Here is a 22,737-nt window from a genome sequence, read left to right on the forward strand (position 1 = left end):
CCTAATAATGTGTTGCTCGTCGAGTGAAAATCTACATCTTGGGGGCTTCGCCCATTCGTGTGGGCGGCCTCCCGCCCGCCTCTACCTTGAGTTTGTCGATCATCGCGGAAGCGTCGATCCCAATGGCCCGGCAGAGGTGCAGGAACTCCACCACGTCCAGCCGCCGCTCGTACCCCTCGACCTTGGCCACGAACGACTGCGGCCGCCCGAGCCGGTCGGCGACCTGCTGCTGGGTCAGGCCCGCACCCTGGCGCGCTGACCTTAGGGCGTCGATGAGCCGCCGATACTCCTCGTCGTAAATGCTCTTCGACAACCGCGCGTTCCGTTGACCGGGGACGCGGAGAGCGGTAGTCCCGCAATCGGATTATCCCAAAATAGGATAAGTCGGCGGCATGGCGGAGGGGCTTACCTCCACGCAGAGGGGCAGGATAGCCGAGCTTCACGTCGCGACGGCACTTATGGCGCAGTCCGGCGGGAGGCTGTCTCCGTTCGCGCCGATCTCCGACGACCACGGCGTCGACCTCGTCGTGCTGGACAAGGAGAGCGGCCGTGCGCTGCCGGTGCAGGTGAAGTCGTGGTTCCTTTCGCTCGACCGGCCTGTGCGGAACGTCCAGTTCGATGTGCAGCGGTCGACCTTCGCCGAGGGCGGCCGCGGCGCCGTCGTCTGCGTGGTCATGGACCCGATGACGCTCACTATGATCGTCGGTTGGGTGTTTCCTATGCGTGACATCCCCACAATCGGAACGGAGCGCGCCGCGAAATTTGCCCTCGTGCCGAGCCTCCGCGTCACCACACGGGACAAATACGTTATCTACCGTCACACGACGCTTTCCGCCCTGACGGCCGGCATAGATAACTTGCTTCGATCGAACCCCTGACAGTTCACCCGGCAGAGAAAATCCGCTAACCATTCAGTCCGACCCTATCGACCCATTGCTGCAGGAGCCGACGTTATGCTGCTCGGGAAGAACTTTGACGAGATTGATAGTGCCACAATCCAGGCGCTCGTAGGCGCTGGGGCAACTGAATCGGTTCATCTGGAGTTTAAGCGCGACCCCTACGGTTCGGCGGACAGCGACAAGAAGGAATTTCTCAAGGACGTTTCTGCATTCGCGAATGCGCTTGGAGGCCACCTGCTAATAGGTGTCGATGAGGTGGATGGAGCCGCGTCGGCGGTCACGCCAATCGTCGGCATTGACGTAGACAAGGAGCTGCTTCGTCTTGAGAGCGTGGTGCGAACCGGCATTGAGCCGGCCATCGTCGGCGTTCGGATGAAACGGATCCAAGCCGGTGTCGGCGATGTGATCGTTATCCAGATCCCGCGCAGCTATAATCCTCCGCATCGGATCATCTTCAAGGGCAGCAATCGGTACCATTCGCGTAGCTCTTCAGGGACCTACGAATTGTCGCTTGAAGAACTGCGGACGCTGTTCGGGCAATTCCGAAGTGTTGAGGAGCGCGCCAAGACCTTTATGAGAGAGCGGCTACTTCGTGTTCAGGCGAACGACGGAGCCATGCCGCTTCCGGTTGAAGTCGGAGCCATGATCATGCATCTCGTTCCGCTGCCGGACTTTGGGTCGGGAAGACGCCATGAGCTTTCCGAGCTACGTCAGCAGAGCATGGCGTTCGCTCCCCTCGGTGCGAGTGGGTATACCCCCCGTGTCAACCTGGATGGATTCCTTCTCTACCGCGGCGGCCCAGTGTGCCGCGGCTACACCCAAGTCTTCCGAGATGGGAGCGTCGAGGCGACGAGCGTCAGTATGATTGCGGAGATGGATGGTCGAAGGCTGCTGCCGTCCGTCGCAGTGCCCGAAAGGATTATGCAGGCGCTCCGATCCTATATGACGGGCCTTAGGGCAATTGATGCTTCATCGCCTATCCTACTTCAGGTGTCATTTCTCGCGATGAATGGGGTCGGGCTGGGCATAGATCCAATGAGAGTACTGAACCCACCGCCTACGTATGGACGGGAGGAGCTGCACTTGCCCGCGTCGATAATTTCCGAATATCGGAATGATGAAGACTACCAGGACGTGGTCGCCGAACAGATGGATTTCCTTTGGAACGTGTTCGACTTCGAGCGCTGCTTCTATTTTAACAGCGAGGGCAAGTGGGCTGGCCCATAGCGAACAAACCAACAAGGTCTCTCCAAGGTTCAAGCAGAGAGAACGTCTTTCAGGCTTTGTAGCCAGTCCGACTCCAGCGCAGAAAGGGCGATTCCCTCAAAATCTGGAAAGAGCTTGCGTGCATTGACGCCTACAGAGCTAAGGTATGCAAACGCCGTCCGGGCCTCAGTAACCGGCAAAACAAACCTAATCAACAAGGGTTGACCTTGCGGAGGCGCAGCTCTGGCATAATCTTCAAGCGTCTCGTGGAGTCCGGTGAGGTGAGTAAAGTATCCAAGTTGCGCATTTGCGCGAAGATTTCCCTTCGATCGAGCTTCAAGAACGCTCAGACCAAGTTGATGATGGATTAACTTGCTGGAACGCTGAAGGGCCCAAATTACAACATTTCCGGAGCGTTGATTGCTCAAAGCGGCGCGGTTAAAAGCAAAGTAAGCTGCTACGAAAGGATTTGAAGACCAGTCTAGAAGCCGGGTCGGTAATCCATAGTGTTGAGCGACTGATATAGTCAAGTCGTCAGACGCTTCCTCATCAACCTCTTCTCTGTAAAGCTTCGCAAAATTGTCCTTGACTCTTTGGTACTTTCTCACGCGATCATCAATCGGAATGTCAGCAAACCTGCGGTCAAATGATGAGCGCAACTCGTAGTTCGCGTCTCCTTGGCCTCGGAAAAGAAAACCCCCTGGCAAAATCACTCCATCTAGAAAGAGATCGAATCCGAAGTTGGCAACAAATTTGTGCCAACTCCTGAAGCGAATAGTGCGGATGTTTCCGGTATCGGTCATATGACGTCCAACTCCGTGATTGGAGATTCGCCAGAGATACCCAAAGGAACAGCATCCCTAACACATGAATGGAAGGCAAAGCTAATGGCGTCATCTGGAATCAAAAAGTCCTCTCGGTCATCCAGGTTGAAAAAGCTGTAGCCAATTTGGTCCTCCTTATGCTTGCAGCCGACTAGGCCATTTTGCCAAAGAATGGACATCACGTCGACGTCTCGTGGCAAATCCGCCGAGATCGCGGTCCTAGCCTCATTAAGTGCGTCGCGATCGAATGCCTCGGCTCCGATCATTTTAATAACTTCCTTCAAATAGCTCGACTTTGCTGAAATATACTCTTGGCCTGAGGTGTAAAGCTCATGGTAATCGTGCCGCGCAGAAAATTCTGGACGGTCATGAGAGGCAAGTTGATTCGCGCATATAGTAAGTTGTTCGTTGGCAAACGAACGCGCGGCTCTCGAAACCAGTTTTCGGATGACTTCCTGCCAAGAGTTGGAGTCGGAAATTCCATTCTCCCTAGCAGTAATCTTCGCGTTTGCTAAATTGTTCCCCAACTCCACTATATCCCTTGGAAGAAACCGAGTGTGGCGAATTATGTAGTTAACGATATCCTCGTCTATGCCACGTTCTACATTTCGTATCTTCGACAGCGAAAGGAAATTTTCGACATTCCGGTCCCCGGCGGGCTGGTCAAAGTACCTTTCATCTAGTTTCTCTATTTTCCGTTGAAAGAAGAATTTGATTCTTTTGGTGTCCCAGTTCAATTTGCAAATATGGGGCGCTCCGCGATATCTTGAGGCGTGTTCGGTCCGGAGTACAGACGAAAGGACCATATCGCGAATACATATGGCGACATGGAACCTATTCGCCAATGGCCCTTGGCCTCGCAGCATGCGCATTACTGCATCAAAGAGGCCCTTTTGGCATTGATGCCATTCCATTGGTGCATGAGCAAATTCTTCATCCACTGCGTCCAAATAGTAGAAGACGGGAGGGGTCGTTTTCATTAGTTCGGAGAGCTCATGTCGGAGCTGTAACCATACCGAACGATTGATAAATTCGTCGTATCGGGCTTGGGTTGCGATCGTTGAAATGTAGAATCCAATTATATTGTAGGCCGTGTGAACCACGGCGCCATCAGGTAGGATGCCGCGATATTTTTGTGCAAGTTCATCTCGCTGTTTTTGTGTAACGTAAGGTGCGAAATATCCTTTGTGAAGAATTAAGGAAAGCAAAGATGCAAGTATAGAGACTCTCCACAGCTCGCTCCACTTTTCTGTTACTTGCTCGCCTTGGCATATTTCGCAGAACCTTAGTATTTGTGCGGTGGAAGGTATGTCGGTCTGGATTGTTTGGGAGAAGACAGACTCCTCTGCGCGAGTTGAAACCTGCAATCTGCGCAGGTATACGGTTTTCCCCGACCCTTTCTTTCCAACAATTACCCTTACTGTTCTGTCGTCTGCACGAGTAGCTATCCCGCCCCAGCCCGGATGGCCGCCGAAGCCGACGAACCCGTCCATAATGTCGACTAGCTCGGCGCGGGCACCGTCGGGATCTCCGAAGGGATAGTCTGCTTGCATTGGCAAGGCCTTTCGGCAAGTTGTCGTTCGAGGTGGTCAAGGTCAGCGTAAGTGTACCCGTCTCAGAATCAAGGATCTTCTTGGCGGACAGCTTTGAGTGTCTGTGTTGTTGTTGTTCACGGGGCATGCGCAAAGTCTTGCGCTTGGCGATTGCGGTTTTTGTTCACAATTATGTGTTGTGTTTGGCTCCCGGGCATTCAGGAGTCGGCATCTTTGCTATTTGGTCTGGATGACTGGACAAATTGGGCCGGTCCTGTCCCGCACTTCGGCGGAGTGCCTTCGCCGGGCCGACCATTGTGACCTTCGGCCGGTTTGGCCGGGGAGTGCGAGTGGCGTTCGGGAGCGGGCATGCCGAGCGATCCGAAGCAATCCGGGAAACGCGACGATCGGATGATGGTCTCCCTTAGGCGCGTACAAATTCTCGATCCGGAATCTGCGAGGGGCAGTTTCGCTGTCGCGATCTAGCGGTGATTTTGCGACGGGATAGCGCCACGGGTGGTGTGCTCCCCGGGCCGTCAGCAAGAGAAGTGGCCGCCCCCGGGGAAGGAGGCCAACCCGGGGACGGCCTGGCGCCGCCGGGCCCCCGTCGCCCGGGCGGCGTTTGCCATCCGACCGTCAGTCGGTCGGACCCGGCCTCAGCTGCGCCTGGAGGCGCGCGGCGAGGTCGGCGGCGACGAGCGTCTGCCGGCCGCGCTCCGTCTGGCACACGGCGTGGTAGGCGTCGTAGTAGTCCTCGCCCCGCTCGTCGGCGCGGGCCTTGGCCATGGCGTCGAGCTCGGCCTCGAACCGCTGACGGAGGTCCGCGGCCTTCTGGTACTGCGCGTCGGCTGCCATCTCAGATATCTCCCAGCTGCTGTGCGAGGGGCCGGTCCTTGCGGGCCCCGATCGTCGGCCTCAGGCGGAGGGCGCGGGCGAGGGTGGGCGCCCCGGCCCAGAGGGCCGCGCGCATCGCCTCTGCGCGCGCTCGTGCGTCGTGCGCCCGTCCCGTCTGGCCGAGCCGCCGCGCCAGGCCGCGTATCTCGCCGCCCGCGGTCTCCAGCTCGCCGAAGATCTCCTCCAGGGCGCGGATGGTGGCGTCGGCCTCCGCGGCGAGCCTCAGCCGCTCGGCCAGCAGGGCGTCCAGGGCCGCGGCGTCCGCTTCCCGCTCCCGCGCGGTCGATTCCTCGCGCTCCTCGGCGAGGCGGCGTGTGGCCTCGGCCTCGGCGGCGTCGATGCGGTCGAGCTCGTCGAGCTCTCGCGCCAGGGCCTCGCGGCGTCTCCGGTACTCCTCGGGGTCGTCCAGCGCGTGCGCGGCCAGCTCGCCCTCGGCCTCGTCTATGACGGCGGTGACCTCGTCCCGCCTCCCGCGCAGGCGGGCGATCTGCTCTGCGAGCGACATCGCGGTGCTCCTCCTTTGCTGCAGGCCGTTCTTGCTCAGCTTGCGCCGCTTGCCGCGCTCCGGGGAACCGTCGTTCGCGGCCCGGACCCGGGTCCCAGATCGGGCGGCGCTCCCGCTCCCGCGCCGCTCAGCGCACGGTCGCCGGCGACGGCGCCCCGCCTCGCTTCCAGCCGTCGGGCGGCCGTGGCGTCCCAGGCGGCGCGGAACCCGGGGTCGCGGGCGCGGTGCCAGTACATGGTGTGGCGCGCCACGCCCAGCTCGGCGCAGGCCGAGGCGACCGTCAGTCCGACGGCCAGGAGGTCCAGGAACCTCGCCTTGTGCTCAGGGAGGATCAGCCTCGGCGCTGCCATTCTCTTGCGTCCCCGTCGGGCCCCGCGCCGGGCCGCGGATCTCCCTACCCGCAACGCCATGCCGCGGAAGGGGAATCCGGCCCGATTCAGGGGCTAGTGATCCGCCGTCATCAGCGGACGCGATCCAGGCTGCGCAGTCCGAGCCGCGGCGCGAGCCATCGTTGCGCTCGGCAACTATCTCGTGCGCGCCCGCGCGCAAGGCCAGACCAGGACGGTCTGAAGTTGCGCACCCTGTGACCGATCTGGATGCTCCAGTCTGGCAGGAACGTGGCTCCGTATGGCTTGTAGGGCTACGCTGCTATATTCTGCCGTTGATGCACCCATTTGGGCCAGCCGTCGCAGACAACTCCGCTGCGCAATGTCATTTTCAGACCTACATGCTCTGCAGCCCTACAAGGCAACCGAAACAAGGCTTTGTGCGTGTAGGGCTTCGTGCAGCAAAGCCCTACTTCGCCTACGTTAAGAGACCGGATCTTCGCCGCATCTAGGTTGCGGCATCGGAGGTGGGGGAGATGTAGCCTGCTCGGACGACCTCGCCGATCCTGACGGACTTCCGGTATCTCCAGCCGAGCGCCTCCATGACCCGGCGTAGGCGCATTGTGTGAGATCGGTTCTGCCTGCCTCCGTCGAGTTCGAGGGCTCGGAGCAGCGTGCCGGTGTGGATGCGGTCCGGCTCGTGCGGCCTCTCGGCGGGCACGGCCACCAGCCGCCCGTCCACGATCTCCTCGATCGTCTCCGTTGTGCCGAGGGCCCAGTCGGCGTAGTCGGCGGCGAGCCTGTCCAGGATGGCGCGCACCTCGTCGGCCCACGGATCGTCCACAGTCTCGGCTGCCTGCTGCTCCGCGGCGCGCGGCCAGAGTGCCTCGGGAAGGACGTGCGCCTCGCCCCGATGGAACCTGGCTTCCGCCTCGGCCCAGAGCTGGTCCCTGTTGGCGGCAATCCACGCGAGGTCGACGCGCGTCCCGGGGCGCATCTCAAGGGGCCAGAAGCGCCGGCCGCCAGTCGGGTCGCTGAGGTAGCCGCCCTCGTTGACCGTCCCGGCGAAGACCGCCCGGCGGGGATGGTCATCGATGGTTCGACCGTAGGGCACGCGGTATCGGTCCGTCGCCCGGGACATGAAGGCCTTCAGGACGTCCATGTCGCTGGCCCGCAGGCCGGCCAGCTCGGCGAACTCGTGGACCCAGATTCCGTCCAGCTGCATCGGCGCGTCCTTGTTGCGCAGGTCGCCGAGCTCGGAATCACTGAACCACTCGGTGGAGAACAGGTCACGCAGGCCGGACGACTTGTTTGAGCCCTGCGGCCCCTTGATGACGGGCATTGTGTCGAGCTTGCATCCCGGGCTTCTCTGGCGGGCGACGGCGCCGACCATGAAGCAGCGCGATACGGCCCTGGTGTACTCGTCGTCGGCGCACATGAACCCATCGGTGAAGAGGCGCTCCACCCTCTCGGTTCCATCCCACTCCAGGCGGTCCAGGTAGTCGTGGATCGGATTGAACTTATGTGCGTAGGCAAGCGTCATGGCAGCCTCTAGGACGTTCTCCTTCGACGGCTGGTAGTCGTTACCCTGGTGGATCTCCATTAGGAGCAGTCGGGTCATCCGCGCAGTTTGATCGTTGAGTTCCCTGCCGTAGCTCACGTCCCAAGGTAGCTCGCCGGAGAACACGACGCGCTGCTTGAGCTCGTCAAAACGCGGAGTGAGGCCGGAGGCGTGGACCGCTCTCAGCGCGTTCACGGGCGTGTCGGGCGCAACCCGAGTCTTGTTGTGTATAGATAGTCCGCCCACGTGGATCGGCTGTTCTTCGCTGGTCGCAACGTTGGTGGTGACCCGCAGAGCTTCATCGCCGTCGATAACGTCGAAGTCCTCCTGAGGCGTCGGGCGCGGCACGAGGTCCTCGCGGCCGGCCTCAACGAGCAGACGGTAGAGAGTGCGCGCCGTCACCATGCCCTCGCGGCCGTCCAGGCGCAGGCTATCCCAGTGCTGCCCGATGATCTCGGCGTCGCCAGCGTAGGCCGGGTCCCCGATCGACCAGGTGATGAACTCCTCGCGACCCGCGCTTGCGGTGCCGTGATGGCTGGCCATCATGACGCCCAGCCAGGCCGAATAATCCCTGAAGTCCTCCACGTCGAGGGCGTCGAGCATTGAGGCCAGCTGCCCCGCGTCGATCTCACCTGGCTCGGCATTGCCCGCCCCGGTCGTTTCGTCGCGCGCGATGGCCACTAGGAGCCTCTCGGGCGCCCTCGCCACGTCGGCGAATGGCGGGGTCAGGAAGTCCCACTCATAGGTCCGACCGGTGACGGGATGGACCGAGCCCGCGGCAACGACGTAGCCGCCGACCGACTTGAAGTCGATGCCCTCGTAGCCGTCCAGCTTCTGACGGATCGTGACATCGGCCGGCTTGAGCATGTAGACGTGCAGCCCGCCCGATCCCGTATTCACGGTCGGGTAGGCGTCGGGGTCGATCCCTGCATCCTTGCAGAGTCTCTCCCAGGGGTTGTCGCCTTCGATGAAGTTGCGCGGGTCGACGTCCACCACGAGCTGCCCGGCCCGCAGGCGCACCCCGGCGTTTCCGCCGCCGGTGACGTGACGTACCACGTCCGCGCGGGCGTAGCGCTTATCCATCCACCCGCGTTCTCGCGGGACTTTGGTCAGGGGCTTCAGCGGGATCAGATCCCAACGCCCCTCAGGATATCTCTCGATCTCATCTGGCTTTGATGGCGTGCTCGACGCCCGCGAGTTGCTATGGTTCATCTGCTTGCGGCCCTCCGGGGCCGATCTCATTCGGGACTCCAACGGCGCTGTTCGCTAACTCGTTCGGTCCCGGGTTAAGGTCTGGCCGCCGCGCTCCTTTGCATTGCGCGGCGGCCGCTCACCCGAATCACTTTACGCCCCCGTCAAGCGCAAATCGTCCATCATTACGGTGCTGGAAGCCGGGCAGCCGGGCCGCTCAGGCGAGCGGCTCGCGGCGCAGCCCGGCCATGAATGCCCGCAGGTCATCCACCGAGTAGAGGCACTTCCTGCCCACCCGGTGGACGGCGGGGCCGCCGCCTCGGAGCCGCCAGAGTTCGAGCTGCTGACGGCTCAGGCCAAGGAAGCCGGCCGCCTGGTTGGTGTCGAGGAACTCGCGGCGCGGCGCCGCCAACGTCCGCTCGATGCGCTCGAGTCGTTCCATGATTTCCTGCTGCATCGTCGTGGCTCGCGAATGAGGTAGGTCGGGTTGATCGTGCGCGAACCACGAGTGTCAGTAACCCGTTACTTCCTGCTCGGCCCTATGCATCGGTAGCGCACTGCCTTTGCAGAAGAGTGAGTGTAGCCTAACCAACATGTACCCGAACGTCATTCCCAAGCGACCGCAACGATTTCGACGTTCTTCCATTGCGAGGCGGGAAGGCGTCTGGGAGGGCCCACCCCACCAATTCGCCAAGTGCACTAATCCCGAGGCCTTCAAGTTTCCATCTCGGATCGCTGAATCCCTGCCACAGTCGCTCTGGGAGTTTATCATTTGGCCCACCATAGAGAATGTGCGCGAGCAACTGTCTGACGTCAGTTCCTCCCTCCGAACGTTCTCTCCAAATTCGGGCGGATAGGGCATCGACCTTCTGAGGAATCGTATAAGGGATTTTGCTTTCTGGTAACCCAACCGATTTGTTAGCTACGCGACGGGCGTAATCCTTGATGGCATGCACGCCCATACAAATCATACGAAATCCGTTTTCGTCCAAGGTCTTCAGATTTTCCTTAGATAGCGCTGATCTTAATTTGGGCGCTGTAATATTTAGCATCTCATCTTCCTCGGATGGAGCGCTACGAAGGTTGCGCCACCAAGCAACAGCTTCCCTTAGTGCAGCATCAGGATCGTTCTTATTCTTTTCGTAGAACTCTTCGTACCGAGCTCTCCTACCATCCATGGTGCGCTGATAGTAGTGTGCATGAAGAAACTGATCGGCGAGGGCCCCAGCTGGTGCCTCTTTCTTGATCCAAGAAGGACGGTTTTCTGGCCGACTCACGAGGGTGCCGATGTCGCGAAGCTGTTGAAGAGTCGAGTGCCACTCCGCCAAAAACGCTTGGCGCCTTCGATCGCTGGCTGCTTTTCGTTGTGTTTGTATGAGACCAGGCCACGTGTTGAAGCTTGCGCTCTTCCAGAACTCATCCTCGGGTGGTTTCCGCTTACCCAACTCCTTCTCTCGATCTTTCATGATCGTCAATAATTCTTCGGTAAGTGGAGTGGCGTGGGCGTGCAAAGTTTCAAATAAATCTAGAACGTCATTTGCGATTTCATCAGTAATTTCATTTTCTTCAAAGAAACAGCCTGATTCAATATTACTGTACCAGGCGCTGCCGGTCAAATTTGCTGAGCCTACGTAAAGACCGTGCCCTCGCCACCATATCACTTTAGCGTGATGGTGTTGGACGAGCCAGCACTGGAACTTGGCGGAACGCTGTTCCAAGAACTGCCTCAGGATATTCCAGGTGACGGCGACGCCATCATCTAGTCGACCATAGTATCTCAAAGGGATTGAGTAATCGAGGCACCATTTGAAGAGAAGTGACATGTCGGTTGCATATGCGACTGCAGCGAGAACCTCATCTGTCTCTTTGGCGGCTCTATCTCTAATATCCCTCAAATAGTGCCCATTAATCCCGCCCATGACCAAGTGCATTAAAGACCCCTTACTCTTCTCGAGGGTGAAATTGCTGCTACCGATGTGGTTACATGGTTTTGGTGGCCGAGCTACAGATTTTTAGTTGCCAAGGTGTCTTTCTGGGAGAGGTTGTTCATTTGCCTCGATAGCTGGCGATCAGCCCCGCGACCCTCTCCGAGGCGTCCCGCATAGGCCCGAGAAGGTTAGCCCGCGTCACGTAGTTCCACGTCACCCCTGCCGGTCGGTGGTTCATCAGGACCATCGCCATCTGCAGGTCCACTCCCGCCTCCAGCGCCATCGTCCGATAGGTGTGGCGCATCCCGTGCGGTGCGTAGGGGAACGACGCGATGCGGCGCTGCTGTTCGATGTGTCCGCTCTTCGCGGAGGGCGAGGGGAAGACGAACGGGCTTTCCAGTGGCCGTGTCAGCTCCCGCACCTCCTCCAGCTCCTGCCGGAGCAGTCGGGGGAGGGGGAGCCGGAACGCCTTGGCCTCGCCGCCCTTCGGGTTCGGCACGGCGAGCAGGCCGTCGGCGTCGAGGTGCTCCCAACGCATCGAGCGGGCGTCGTGAGAGCGTAGGCCGGTGAGCAGCATGACGAGCCACGCGCCCCGGCGAACCCGGTCCTCCATCGCGTCGAGCCTCCGCCACAGCAGGGGCATCTCCTCCGGCGGCACCGCCCAGTCGCGGGGCGTCTCGCGGTTCATCCTCACCCCGCGCGAGACGGGGTTGGGCGGCAGGTCGTGAGTGCGGGCCACGTCGTTCAGCACTAGCTTCAGCAGCCGCATGGCTCCGTTCGCCCCGTAGGGCCCGCACCTCCGCGTCAGCCTCTCGTGGAGCGTCCGCACGGCCTCACGGTCGATCCGGTCGGCGGGTAGCCTGGCCACGGACTTGAGCGGGCCTGTGATCTTCTCGCGGTACCACTTGTGGGTGGCCGGGCTCAGGTCGGGGCGTCCGGCGAGGTAGCGCTCGAGGGCCTCGGCCACGGTTGGCACGGAGACCTTCGGCGTCCTCGGGTCGGTGCCGCGACGCAGCGCGAGGCGCAGCTCCGTCGAGCGCTCTCGGGCTGACCTGAGGCTCAGGTCCGTCGTCCTGCCGAGCGCGATCGAGACGTACCGGTCGGTGCCGTCGTTGATCCTGCCCACGAACTTGTAGGAGCAGCCCGTCTTGCCCACCACGACCCTGAGGCCCGAGACCTCCTCGTCGTAGAGCTGGGTGCCGGGCGCGTGCTGCTCTCGGGCCCTCGCGACGAGGGCCTGCGTCAGCCTTGTTGCCATGTCCTGATCCTCCTGTGGGCCCGGTCTGAGGCCCGGTGTCAGAACCGATCCGATAGGGTCGGGTAGGAGGATTGTGTCGTGGTTTCAGTTGGTTGCGAACCATCATGGTGCGGCATAGGGCGCCATGAGACGCGCTTGGACTGACTTAAAATCCCTAGCCGCATGGCGTGCCGGTTCAAGTCCGGCCGCGGGCACCAGCGCCGGCCGTATGGCCGGTCTCGGGTGTGGGGGCGCGTTCCGGCATATCGGCGTCCAGCCGCACACCGCGGCGCGCGGCGGCGCGCAGCGCCCGGGCGGCCGCCGCCGCGCGGGCCGGCGGGCGCGGTGCGCCGGGCGGGAACGGACCGGTGGGCAGCGTGTCGAAGAGGCTGATCTCATGCGGTTGCGGCTCGGGCTCCGGCTCCAGTGCCGGTTCGGGCGCCGCGTGCCCGGCGGCGAGCGCCTTGGCCCGGGCCTTCAGCAGCCGGGCGATCGCGGGCGAGGCGGCGCTGTCGTCCCCGGGCGCGGGTGCCGCGGCCTCGCGCAGCAGCACCGCGTCCCAGACCATCTCCTGCGCCCGGTCGCGCAGTTTCAGAAGCTGCGCCCAGAGCCTGCGCGTGGTCAGAGCCTGCGCGTCGTCCCGGGCGCAGAGCTGGTCCGGCAGGGTCGCCAGCGCCGTCTCGGCAATGCGCAGTTCGGTCGCCGCCAGCCGCGCGATCTCGACGAAATGGCGCGGTTGGCCGTCGGGGCAGGGCAGGGCGGGGAAGAAGCCGCCCGCATCCTCCATCAGAACATCGGTCACGAAATCGGCCACCTGCGAGCCCGGGTGGAGCGTCCGCAGCATCGCCCGGATATCCTCTCTGACCGCGACCTGCCCCAGCATGTCGGCCTCCGTTTCCGGCCCTCGCGCAGCAGGGTACCACGCCTCGGGGCAGCGGTCAGGCTTGCAACCAAACGGTGCGAAACTGTGGTAAATGCTGTGACAAATCGGGCAATGCCGTGGTTTCTTGTCGGCGCGCCTGATCTGCGTTCCCGCTCGATCCCCGGCGTCGGCCTGCCCGGGTTCAGGCCCCGCGCGATCGGATCCGTTCGACCGAAGTCCGGAAAGCGCAGCGCCGGCGCCTGTCGGCCCTGACGCTTCTGAAGACTGGCGAGCCGGTAGACCCCGCCCGGACCCGCGTCATCGCGGGCCGGGCCTCAGTTCCGGACGCCCGCGAATTTCTGCTGCCAGTCGGCGCGTTCCTCGTCGGTGATCTTGCGGAAGAGCACCTCGGGCACGCTGAAGCCATGTCCCGCCGGAAGCGCCTGAAGGGCAGCGCCGATCTCGCCGGGCCAGGACCAGTCGTCGCAGTCCATCGCCGTCATCATCGCCGCCGCCGCATCCGGAATGAAGGGCTGCGAGAGCACCGCGTAGAGCCGCACGAGGTTCAGCGAGAGCCGCACGATGGCCGCTGCCGCCTCCGGATCCTCCTTCACCACGGACCAGGGCGCGGCGGCCTGGAGGTATTCGTTGCCCGCCACCCAGATCGCGCGCAGCTCGCCCGCGGCCTTGCGGACCTCCATCGCCTCCATGAAGCCTTCGTAGGCACGCACGCGGGTCTCGAGTTCCGCGGCCAGCGCCGCCTCGCGCGCGCCGGACGCGCCGCCCTCCGGCACCGTCTCGCCGAACTTCGAGCGGCAGAACTTGGTGATCCGGCTGACGAAATTCCCCAGCACGTCGGCAAGGTCCTTGTTCACCGAGGCCTGGAAATTCTCCCAGGTGAACTCGCTGTCGCCGCTCTCGGGCGCGTGGCTCAGAAGCCACCAGCGCCAGTAATCCGAGGGCAGGATCGACAGTGCCTGATCCATGAAGACGCCGCGCCCCTGGCTGGTCGAGAACTGGCCGCCGTCATAGTTCAGGTAGTTGAAGGACTTGATGTAATCGACCAGCTTCCACGGCTCGCCGGAGCCGAGGATCGTCGCGGGAAAGCTCAGCGTGTGGAAGGGCACGTTGTCCTTGCCCATGAACTGGACGTAGCGGACATCCTCGGCCCCCTTGTCGGTGCGCCACCAGCGCTCCCACGCGCCCTCGCCGCGCCCGCCGGCATCGGCCCATTCGGCGGTGGCCGCGATATATTCGATCGGCGCGTCGAACCAGACGTAGAAGACCTTGCCTTCCATCCCCGGCCAGTCCTCGGTGCCCTTCTTGACCGGCACGCCCCAGTCGAGGTCGCGGGTGATGCCGCGGTCCTGCAGCCCGTCGCCGTCGTCGAGCCACTTGAGCGCGATGGAGGTGGTCAGCACCGGCCAGGCCGGTTGGCCGTTCCCGCCCATCTGGGTCTTCGACAGGATCCACTCCCGCAGCTGGTCGCGCATGGCCGACTGGCGCAGGTAAAGATGCTTGGTCGCCCGCACCTCCAGGTCTGTCGAGCCGGAGATCGCGGAGCGCGGATTGATCAGGTCGGTCGGGTCGAGCTGTTTTGTGCAGTTCTCGCACTGATCGCCGCGCGCCCGGTCATAGCCGCAGTTGGGGCAGGTGCCCTCTATGTAGCGGTCGGGCAGGAAGCGGCCGTCGGCATTGGAATAGACCTGCCGCTCCTCGACCTCGGCGATCAGCCCGGCCTCGGCCAGCTGGCCCGCGAAATGCTGGGTCAGCTCACGGTTCCGCTGCGAGGAGGAGCGCCCGAAATGGTCGAAGGACAGCCGGAACCCGGCGCCGAGGTTCTTCTGCACCTCGTGCATCTGCGCGCAGTAGTCGGCCACCGGCATTCCGGCCTTGGCGGCGGCAAGCTCGGCCGGGGTGCCGTGTTCGTCGGTGGCGCAGATGAACATCACCTCGTGCCCCCGCGCGCGGCTGTAGCGGGCATAGAGGTCCGCCGGCAGCTGGCTGCCCACCAGATTGCCCAGGTGCTTGATCCCGTTGATATAGGGGATCGCCGAAGTGATCAGAATCCGGGCCATGCACGCCATCCCTCGCCAATGTCGGGGGGTTGTTTATCCTCCGACGCGGCGAAGGGCCAGAGGGTTCCGGCCCCCCTCCCGGCGCCCCTGCGCCGGGCCTATGCCTTGGGGTCCGGCCCGTCCTCGCGCAGCCTCTGGGTCAGCTTGCCGATCAGGAACGAGGTCCGCTGCGCCGGGATATAGGCGGTCCGCGCACCCCGGCTCGGCCGCGCCCGCATCCGCGCGAGGCCAAAGACCACCAGCGCCAGATGCGCCAGCGAGATCAGCCCGAACATCGAGGCCGGCCCCGAATAGGTGATCAGCCAGGAGGCGATCAGCGGGCTGGCGATCGCACCCAGGGCATAAAGGAACATCTGCGCGGCCGACAGCTCCACCCGCTGCTCGGTCGCCGCGAAGTCATGGGCATGGGCGGATGAGACGGAATAGATCGGGATCGTGGTGATCCCGAACAGCGCCGCCGCCGCCATGATCGCCCGCGGCCCGATCCCGGCGGCAAGGACGGTCGCCGCACAGGCCATCATCGCGCCGAGCGAAAGCCCGATCAGCACCCAGCGCCGGTCGAACCGGTCGGCGAGCCACCCCACCGGCATCTGCGCCAGCCAGCCGCCGCCGACGTAGATTGCCAGGAAGAAGGCAAGCTGGTGCGTCGAAAGCCCCACCGCCACGCCGTAGAGCGGCCCGACCATCCGGAAGGCGGAACTGGTGACACCGGCCACCGCCACGCCGACCGAGCCGAGCGGCGAGCAGTCCCAGGAGAGCCGCGGCCGCAGGCGCGGCGCCTCGGGCATGTCGGGCTGCTCGGCCTTGGTGATCGTCACCGGCAGCAGCGCCATGCAGCAGAAGAGTGCCAGCAGGTTGTACGAGAGGTACGCCGCCGGCGGCAGGAAGCCGATCAGCGTCTGCGCCAGCAGGCTGCCGCCGCTGTCCACCATCCGGTAGATTCCCATCGCGCGGCCCCGCGTCTCGTTCGTCAGCCGCGCGTTCAGCCAGGCCTCAAGGATCGTGTAGCAGCCCGCGATGCAGAGGCCGGAGAGCATCCGCATCGCCGCCCAGGCATAGGGCGAGACGATCATCATATGCATCAGCATCCCGATCGTCCCCGCCGCCGCGAAGGCGGCATAGGCGCGGGAATGGCCGACCGTTCCCATCAGCCGCGGGGCCCACCAGCAGCCGATGAAGAAACCGAAGAAATGTGCCGAGCCGAGAAAACCGATCTGCGCGTTGGAGAAATGCAGCTGCAGGCCGGAGATCGCGTCGAGCGGCGCCACGCCGCCCGAGCCGAGCTGCAGAAGCACGTCGGAGATGAAGAGCGCCGAAAGCGTGAGGATCAGGCGCATCGGCGGAACGGGGCAGGGGTCTTGCGGGCCATGCCCCTCCCCTAGGACGGCGCGCCGGGTGCTGACCCTCCCGTTCCGTCATGGCCATGTCGCATTCCGCCCTTTCGTCCGGGCGGCTATTTCCGGGTTCCGAGGAGCATCCGGCGCAGGCTCCCGTCGCGCTTCGCCGCCCGCCGCAGCGCCCCCGCGACATGCAGCGAAAGAAGCCCGATCAGTGCGAAGGCAAGTACGTAATGCAGCCGCAGGAAACCTTCCGCATTGGCCTCGGTCGCGGGGACGAGGCCGGGCAGAACCCAGCGCCCGAAGACCACCACGTCGATCCCCGTCGCAGCGCTTCCGGCCCAGCCGGCCAGCGGCAGCACGATCATCAGCGTGTAAAGCGCGCGATGCACCCAGCGCGCCAGCGCCATCTGCCAGCCGGGCGGCCCGGGCAGGGGCGGTGGCGGCGGGCTGACCCGGTGCCAGAGGAGCCGCGCGACCGCCAGCGTCAGCAGCGTGATCCCGATCGTCTTGTGCAGGCTGAAAAGCCAGATGTTGGAAAGGCTCGGCTGCGTCCGCGCGAGGCTCAGCCCAAGCGCGATGGTCCCGAGCATCCCCGCCGCCATCGCCCAGTGAAGAAGCCGCGAGATGAGCCCGAAGCCCTCGGCGCTGTTTCTCAGCGTCATCTCAGCCGCGCCGGTCCATGTTGGCGATGATGTCGAGATGCACGACATCACCCACCGTCCCGGCCCAGCCCGTCGCCCCGAACTCCGACCGCTTCACCTCTCCGGTCAGCTGGATCGCGAGATGGTCAAGCTCGCCCGGCGCCGTGCCACGCTGGCGGTAAAGATCGGCCGTCAGCCGGATCGGCCGGGTCTGGCCTCGGATGGTGATCCTGCCGTCGATCAGCGCGCCGGTCGCGGTGGCGTGGACGGCGGTGCTCGTGAAGGAGATGTCGGGAAATTTTCGCGTGTCGAGCACCAGCGGCCCCTTCATCGCCTGCGCCGCGAAGGGAAAGCTCGCCTCCGCCTTGGCGGCGTCCAGCGTCACCGAGACATGGCAATTGGCAAGCGACTGGAAGTCCAGCGTCACCGTCGCCTTTGCCACGGGCATCTGTCCCGTGATCTTGTCCCCGCCAAAGGCGACAGAGAAGCGGACGGCAGTCGTCGCCGGCTCCAGCGCGTAATGGCGCGGCATGGCGGAGGCCATGCCCGCGATCAGCACGAACGCGGCGGCGAGCAGGGTTTTCGGCAGGGCAGGGCGCATGGCGATCTCCGGTTTCTCCCTCTGTATACGAAGCAGGGCCCGTTTCAGTCCGAAATAAACCTCGGCCCCCTGCGCCGCCCGGGGGCGGGGCCGAAACAAAAGGGGCTGCCCGATCCCCGGGCAGCCCCCAATTTCGTCTCCTGTCCGGCGCTAGTTCGACGCGCCGCCGAAGTTCGGCGATCCGACCGCCCCCCCGCCGCCGAGGTCGGGCGAACCCACGCCTCCGCCTCCGCCGAAGTTCGGGGTCCCGACGCTTCCCGCGCCGCCACCGCCGCCGAAGTTCGGGCTTCCGACGCTGCCCCCGCCTCCGCCGCCCGTACCCATTCCGGGAATGACGATCTTGACGTGCTCGGTGTCGACCGGCGGCCCCTTGTAGCGCATCACCATGCCGGGGAAGGAGATCACGATCACGATCATGATGACCTGGATCACCACAAAGGGGATCGCCCCCCAGTAGATCTGGCTGGTCGCCACCGGCGCCATCATCTTGCCCGTCACCCGGTCCTCGTAGGGCACCTTTGGTGCCACGGATCGAAGGTAGAACAAGGCAAATCCGAAGGGCGGATGCATGAAGCTCGTCTGCATGTTCACGCCCAGGATCACCCCGAACCAGATCAGGTCGATCCCCAGCTTCTGCGCCGCCGGCGCCAGAAGCGGGATGATGATGAAGGCCAGCTCGAAGAAGTCCAGGAAGAAGGCCAGCACGAAGACCAGAAGCGATGTCACGACCAGAAAGCCGATCTTGCCGCCGGGCAGCGAGGTCAGCAGGTGCTCGACCCACAGATGCCCGTTCACCCCGTAGAAGGTCAGCGAGAAGACCCGCGCGCCCAGAAGGATGAACATCACGAAGGACGACAGCCGCGTGGTCGAGGCCAGCGCCTGCCGGATCACGCCCAGGTTCAGCCGCCCCTTCATGCCCGCGAGGATCAGCGAGCCCACGGCCCCCATCGCGCCGCCCTCGGTCGGGGTGGCGATGCCCAGGAAGATCGTGCCCAGCACCAGGAAGATCAGCGCCAGCGGCGGGATCAGCACGATCACCACCTGCCGCGCCAGCCGGCTCATCAGGTTGATCTTCAGCACCCCGTCGAGCAGCGCCAGGACATAGGTAGCGGCGATGCCCACCATCGCGCCGAGAATATCGGCATTGTCGCTGTGATGCTTGGAGATCTCGCCCGACGCGTACCAGGAGATCGCGACACCGAGCGCCAGCACCACGAAGAGCGACGTGACGCCGGAGCCGAGCGTGCGTGCCTCCTTCGGCAGCGCCGGCACCATCGAGGGCTTGAAGATCGACAGAAGCAGCACGTAGCCGATGTAGATGCCGGTCAGCACGAAGCCCGGGATCAGCGCGCCCTGATACATGTCGCCCACCGACCGGCCCAGCTGGTCGGCCAGCACGATCAGCACCAGCGAGGGCGGGATGATCTGCGCCAGCGTGCCGGAGGCCGCGATGACCCCGGTGGCCACCCGCCGGTCATAGCCGTAGCGCAGCATGATCGGCAGCGAGATCAGGCCCATGGCGATGACCGAGGCGGCGATGACGCCGGTGGTCGCGGCCAGAAGCGCGCCGACCAGGATCACCGCATAGGCAAGCCCGCCGCGCACCGGGCCGAAGAGCTGGCCGATGGTCTCCAACAGGTCCTCGGCCATTCCGGAGCGTTCCAGCACGATGCCCATGAAGGTGAAGAACGGAATGGCCAGCAATGTCTCGTTCGACATCACCCCCCAGAACCGTTCCGGCAGCGCGTAGAGAAGCGGCCAGTCGAGCGAGATCGTGCCGTGGGAATGCGGCGCCATGATCACGCCGATGACGAAGAACAGAAGGCCGTTCGCGGCCAGGGAGAAGGCGACGGGATAGCCGATGAGCAGGAAGACCATCAGCGACAGGAACATGATCGGCGCCATGTTCTGGGCGATTACTTCGATCATTTACGGCTCTCCCCGGCCTGCTCGCCCAGCATCTCGCCGGCCAGTTCCTCCGCCTCCAGCTCTGCCGAGGCATGCGACGAGACGAAGGGCGTCGGATCTTCCATGTCGCCGCGCATCACCGCGATCTTCTTGATGATTTCGGACACGCCCTGCACCGTCAGCAGCAGGAAGCCGCCCAGCAGAAGCGCCTTCGCCGGCCAGAGGATCAGCCCGCCCGCGTTGGTCGACATCTCGCCCGAGGTGAAGGAGAGCCAGACCCAGGGGACCAGGTAGATGTCCATCAGGATCACGAAGGGCATCAGGAACAGCACATGGCCGATCAGGTCGATCCAGTGCTGCTTGCGGCGGCTCAGCGCGCCGTAGAGGATGTCGATCCGGATGTGTTCGTTGTGGCGCAGCGTGTTGGCCGAGGCCAGCAGGAAGGCGGCGCCGTAGAGGTACCACTGCAGCTCCAGCCAGGCGTTCGACGACACGTCGAAGACCTTGCGCACCGTCGCGTTGATTGCGCTGACCAGGATCGAGACCAGGATAAGCCAGGCCACGGATTTCCCGATCGCTTCCGTCGCCGCGTCAATGGCGCGGGCGAGTTTCAGCACTCCTCCCATGGGGTCCCTTTCTCGGTGAGGGCGAGGCCGCGGCCCCTTTGTGGTCAACACCTATGTCGGATGTGTGAGGAACCGTCAACTGCGCCGCGGCGGCACGCGCAGGCCTGTCGGGAAAGGGGTCGGCGGGGTGCCGGCCGCTGCCGGAGCGGCCCGATCCGGCCCCCGGAACAGGGGCGCCGCGAGGGGGGCGATCACCGATACTCGATCAGATCCCAGCGGTTGCCGAACGGGTCGCGCCAGACCGCGACGGTGCCGTAGGGCTCCTCCCGCGGCGGCTCGTCGAAGGTCACGCCCGCGGCCCTCATGGCGGCATGGTCGCGGGCGAAATCGTCGGTTTGAAGGAAGAAACCCACGCGCCCGCCGGCCTGGTTGCCGACCGCGGCCTCCTGCGCCGGGCCCTCGGCGCGTGCCAGCAGCAGCGCGCAGCCCCCGCCGGGCGGCGCCACCACCACCCAGCGCTTGCGGCCCTGGTCGATGTCCTCGACCAGCCGGAAGCCGAGCTTGCCCACGTAGAATTCGATCGCCGGCGCGTAGTCCGGCACGACCAGCGCCACCAGCGCGATCCTCGCTTCGCTCATCGGGTCCTCATCCGGCGCTGTGCAGCCCGTCGGGCAGGCGCAGCCGCGCCACCTGCTCGGCGATCGGATCGACCGAGAGCGGATGCAGCTCCGCCCCGTGGCTCGCCGGATCGCCGATCGGCTGCCAGCCGCCGTGCTTGTAGATCTCCAGCGCCGAGAAATTGGCCTTGTAGCCCATCTTCCGGCTGCCCGGCACCCAGTAGCCCAGGTAGACGTATGGCAGCCCGGCCTCCTGCGCGATGCGGATATGGTCGAGGATGATGTAGGTCCCCAGCGATTTCGCGGCGAGGTCGGGGTCGTAGAAGGAATAGACCATCGACAGCCCGTCATCGAGCACGTCGGTCAGGCAGACGGCGGTCAGCACCCGCCGTCGCGGCCGGGCCGGATCGGGCAGGCTATATTCGATGACGCGGGAGCGCACCGGCGTCTCCTCGATCATCGCGGCAAACTCGAAGATATCCATGTCAGCCATGCCGCCATCGGCGTGCCGGCTGTCGAGGTAGCGGCGGAACAGCGCGTATTGATCCTCGGTCGCCCAGGGGCTGGTGGCCTCGCGCCGCAACTCCGCGTTGCGCTTGAGCGCGCGCGACTGGCTGCGCGAAGGCTGGAAATCCGCCACCCGGATCCGCGCCGAAAGACAGGCGGAGCATTCCGCGCAGGAGGGCCGGTAAAGCACGTTCTGCGAGCGCCTGAAGCCCTGCTTCGACAGGGTGTCATTGAGCCGCTCGGCCCGGTCGCCCTGCAGCGCGGTGAACAGCTTCCGTTCCATCCGCCCGTCGAGATACGGGCAGGGTTGCGGGGCCGTCACATAGAATTGGGGCGCTATGGGCAGCGTGTGGCGCATCGTAGCATGTTTGGCAGTTCAACCGGCAAAGCCTATCAAGCCCTCAAGGTTCCGCCAAGCGCAGAGTTTTCGCACATGGCGCGAACCGGTCAGACCCGCCCGGGCCGGTTGATCGCCACCGTGCCCAGGATCAGGTCGCTCAACCCCTGTCCCCGCGCTGTCACCAGCATCGCGCCGATGGAGGCAAGCTGCGGCAGCACCATCGCGCAGGAGATCGTGTAGCCGAGCGTATGCAGGAAAGCGGTCATCGGATCGAAGGGCGCGCCGTCGAGCCGGCGGAACTCGATCGCGGCCAGCCGCATCCCCCAGGTCGCCGAGCGGGTGGAGATCGTCACCCAGCGGTAGAGGAAATTCAGCACCAGGAAGAGCGCGGGCAGGAAGAAGAGCGCGATGAAGGCGGTGAACGGCACCACGATCGCGGTCAGGAGCACGATCAGGATGGTGTCGACGACCCAGGCGAAGGCCCGTTTCATTGGCACGTCGCGATAGAACTCGGCCTGGAACTCGGGATCGGGCAGGCGGTCATAGGGATCGGCGCGGTACATCTGGGGCCTCGGCGGCTTCGGGACGGACGGTCACGGGACGGACGGTCGCAGGGCGGGCAGGGCGAAAGGACGGCCCGGGGGGCCGCCCTCTTCAGCATAACCGGCTTCGGCTCAGGCGGAAGGGCCTTGCGGGGGTTCCGGCGCCTCGGGCGGAGCGGTCCGCGCCTCGCGGGCGCGCTCGTCCATGAAGGCGTCGAACTCGGTCTTGTCCTTGGCCTCGCGGAGGCGCTGCAGGAAGGCCTCGAAGGCGTCCTGTTCCTCCTCGAGGCGTCGCAGCGTCTCGGTCTTGTAGGCGTCGAAGGCACTGTTGCCGGAGGAGCGGAAGCCGTGGCGGTGCATCTCGCGATGCATCTTCCAGTCGTGGTGGTGGGAATGCCAGCGGTTGCGGCAGGATCCGTTGAACATGCGCTTGCTCCAGATCATGTAGAAGAGAATGCCCAGGCCAAGCGGCCAGAACAGGATGAAACCGAGGATCATCGTGGCGATCCACGCGGGCTTGCCGCGCTCGTCCAGCCAGTCCTGGGCCTGGTTGGGCCAGGCGGTGATGGCGCTCATTGTGAACTCCTGTGCGGAACTATGTGAAGCATCTTCACATCAGCCAAGATCGGGAT

General features: G+C 64.1%; 23 protein-coding genes. 2 read left to right on the forward strand and 21 right to left on the reverse strand.

The genetic code is table 11. From position 1 onward, the window contains the following. Nucleotides 1–31: 31 nt before the first annotated feature. Nucleotides 32–313: a helix-turn-helix domain-containing protein gene (locus tag EIP85_RS02370; protein WP_127900548.1), complete on the reverse strand. Its 282-nt coding sequence runs from the start codon at nt 311–313 to the stop codon at nt 32–34. A 79-nt stretch (nt 314–392) separates the two neighbouring features. Here EIP85_RS02370 and EIP85_RS02375 point away from each other — a divergent pair, with 79 nt between their 5' ends. Next, on the forward strand, nt 393–878 hold the full coding sequence (locus tag EIP85_RS02375; protein ID WP_127900549.1) for a hypothetical protein: 486 nt from the start codon (nt 393–395) through the stop codon (nt 876–878). 75 nt (nt 879–953) lie between these two features. Next, on the forward strand, nt 954–2,126 hold the full coding sequence (locus EIP85_RS02380) for an AlbA family DNA-binding domain-containing protein (protein WP_127900550.1): 1,173 nt from the start codon (nt 954–956) through the stop codon (nt 2,124–2,126). A 29-nt stretch (nt 2,127–2,155) separates the two neighbouring features. Here the strand turns inward: EIP85_RS02380 and EIP85_RS02385 are convergent, their stop codons facing one another. The 20 genes from EIP85_RS02385 to EIP85_RS02480 form a co-directional block, all read right to left on the reverse strand. Further along, on the reverse strand, nt 2,156–2,908 hold the full coding sequence (locus EIP85_RS02385) for an FRG domain-containing protein (RefSeq protein WP_127900551.1): 753 nt from the start codon (nt 2,906–2,908) through the stop codon (nt 2,156–2,158). Next, nucleotides 2,905–4,482: a P-loop ATPase, Sll1717 family gene (locus EIP85_RS02390; protein WP_127900552.1), complete on the reverse strand. Its 1,578-nt coding sequence runs from the start codon at nt 4,480–4,482 to the stop codon at nt 2,905–2,907. The genes EIP85_RS02385 and EIP85_RS02390 overlap by 4 nt, the downstream gene beginning before the upstream one ends. Before the next feature lie 615 nt (nt 4,483–5,097). Further along, nucleotides 5,098–5,316 carry a hypothetical protein gene (locus tag EIP85_RS02395; RefSeq protein WP_127900553.1) on the reverse strand — a complete coding sequence of 73 codons (219 nt, stop codon included), beginning with the start codon at nt 5,314–5,316 and terminating at the stop codon, nt 5,098–5,100. 1 nt (nt 5,317) lies between these two features. Continuing rightward, the gene (locus tag EIP85_RS02400) at nt 5,318–5,860 is read right to left on the reverse strand and encodes a hypothetical protein (protein WP_127900554.1); all 543 of its coding nucleotides are present in this window, start codon (nt 5,858–5,860) and stop codon (nt 5,318–5,320) included. Nucleotides 5,861–5,895: 35 nt separating this feature from the next. Next, nucleotides 5,896–6,210 carry a hypothetical protein gene (locus tag EIP85_RS02405; RefSeq protein WP_127900555.1) on the reverse strand — a complete coding sequence of 105 codons (315 nt, stop codon included), beginning with the start codon at nt 6,208–6,210 and terminating at the stop codon, nt 5,896–5,898. Between the two features lie 484 nt (nt 6,211–6,694). Further along, nucleotides 6,695–8,989, reverse strand: a complete 2,295-nt coding sequence (locus tag EIP85_RS02410; RefSeq protein ID WP_127900556.1) for a VapE domain-containing protein — start codon at nt 8,987–8,989, stop codon at nt 6,695–6,697. 166 nt (nt 8,990–9,155) lie between these two features. Beyond that, the gene (locus EIP85_RS02415; RefSeq protein ID WP_206615433.1) at nt 9,156–9,395 is read right to left on the reverse strand and encodes a helix-turn-helix transcriptional regulator; all 240 of its coding nucleotides are present in this window, start codon (nt 9,393–9,395) and stop codon (nt 9,156–9,158) included. A gap of 127 nt (nt 9,396–9,522) precedes the next feature. Continuing rightward, nucleotides 9,523–10,869 carry a phospholipase D-like domain-containing protein gene (locus EIP85_RS02420; RefSeq protein ID WP_127900557.1) on the reverse strand — a complete coding sequence of 449 codons (1,347 nt, stop codon included), beginning with the start codon at nt 10,867–10,869 and terminating at the stop codon, nt 9,523–9,525. A 115-nt stretch (nt 10,870–10,984) separates the two neighbouring features. Continuing rightward, nucleotides 10,985–12,124: a tyrosine-type recombinase/integrase gene (locus tag EIP85_RS02425; protein ID WP_127900558.1), complete on the reverse strand. Its 1,140-nt coding sequence runs from the start codon at nt 12,122–12,124 to the stop codon at nt 10,985–10,987. A 175-nt stretch (nt 12,125–12,299) separates the two neighbouring features. After that, on the reverse strand, nt 12,300–12,986 hold the full coding sequence (locus EIP85_RS02430) for a hypothetical protein (protein ID WP_127900559.1): 687 nt from the start codon (nt 12,984–12,986) through the stop codon (nt 12,300–12,302). 314 nt (nt 12,987–13,300) lie between these two features. After that, on the reverse strand, nt 13,301–15,043 hold the full coding sequence (gene metG / locus EIP85_RS02435; protein WP_127900560.1) for a methionine--tRNA ligase: 1,743 nt from the start codon (nt 15,041–15,043) through the stop codon (nt 13,301–13,303). A 98-nt stretch (nt 15,044–15,141) separates the two neighbouring features. Next, the gene (locus tag EIP85_RS02440) at nt 15,142–16,380 is read right to left on the reverse strand and encodes an MFS transporter (RefSeq protein WP_127900561.1); all 1,239 of its coding nucleotides are present in this window, start codon (nt 16,378–16,380) and stop codon (nt 15,142–15,144) included. Between the two features lie 116 nt (nt 16,381–16,496). Continuing rightward, on the reverse strand, nt 16,497–17,045 hold the full coding sequence (locus EIP85_RS02445) for a cytochrome b (RefSeq protein WP_164871622.1): 549 nt from the start codon (nt 17,043–17,045) through the stop codon (nt 16,497–16,499). 1 nt (nt 17,046) lies between these two features. Beyond that, a complete protein-coding gene (locus tag EIP85_RS02450; RefSeq protein ID WP_127900563.1) occupies nt 17,047–17,625 on the reverse strand; it encodes a YceI family protein in 579 nt (192 codons plus the stop codon). A gap of 150 nt (nt 17,626–17,775) precedes the next feature. Beyond that, nucleotides 17,776–19,554 (reverse strand): TRAP transporter large permease, encoded by a 1,779-nt coding sequence (locus tag EIP85_RS02455; protein WP_127900564.1) that lies wholly within the window; start codon nt 19,552–19,554, stop codon nt 17,776–17,778. Continuing rightward, nucleotides 19,551–20,159, reverse strand: coding sequence for a TRAP transporter small permease subunit (locus EIP85_RS02460; RefSeq protein WP_127900565.1), 609 nt, complete (start codon nt 20,157–20,159; stop codon nt 19,551–19,553). The genes EIP85_RS02455 and EIP85_RS02460 overlap by 4 nt, the downstream gene beginning before the upstream one ends. Nucleotides 20,160–20,350: 191 nt before the next feature. Next, nucleotides 20,351–20,737, reverse strand: coding sequence for a VOC family protein (locus EIP85_RS02465; RefSeq protein WP_127900566.1), 387 nt, complete (start codon nt 20,735–20,737; stop codon nt 20,351–20,353). Between the two features lie 7 nt (nt 20,738–20,744). Then, entirely contained in the window at nt 20,745–21,581 is an 837-nt protein-coding gene (locus tag EIP85_RS02470) for an arginyltransferase (RefSeq protein WP_127900567.1), read from the reverse strand. A gap of 89 nt (nt 21,582–21,670) precedes the next feature. Next, on the reverse strand, nt 21,671–22,126 hold the full coding sequence (locus tag EIP85_RS02475; protein ID WP_127900568.1) for an RDD family protein: 456 nt from the start codon (nt 22,124–22,126) through the stop codon (nt 21,671–21,673). Between the two features lie 111 nt (nt 22,127–22,237). Beyond that, a complete protein-coding gene (locus tag EIP85_RS02480) occupies nt 22,238–22,681 on the reverse strand; it encodes a DUF2852 domain-containing protein (protein WP_127900569.1) in 444 nt (147 codons plus the stop codon). Nucleotides 22,682–22,737 lie beyond the last annotated feature (56 nt).

The sequence above is a fragment of the Solirhodobacter olei genome (assembly GCF_004010155.1).
Classification (GTDB): Bacteria; Pseudomonadota; Alphaproteobacteria; order Rhodobacterales; family Rhodobacteraceae; genus Solirhodobacter; species Solirhodobacter olei.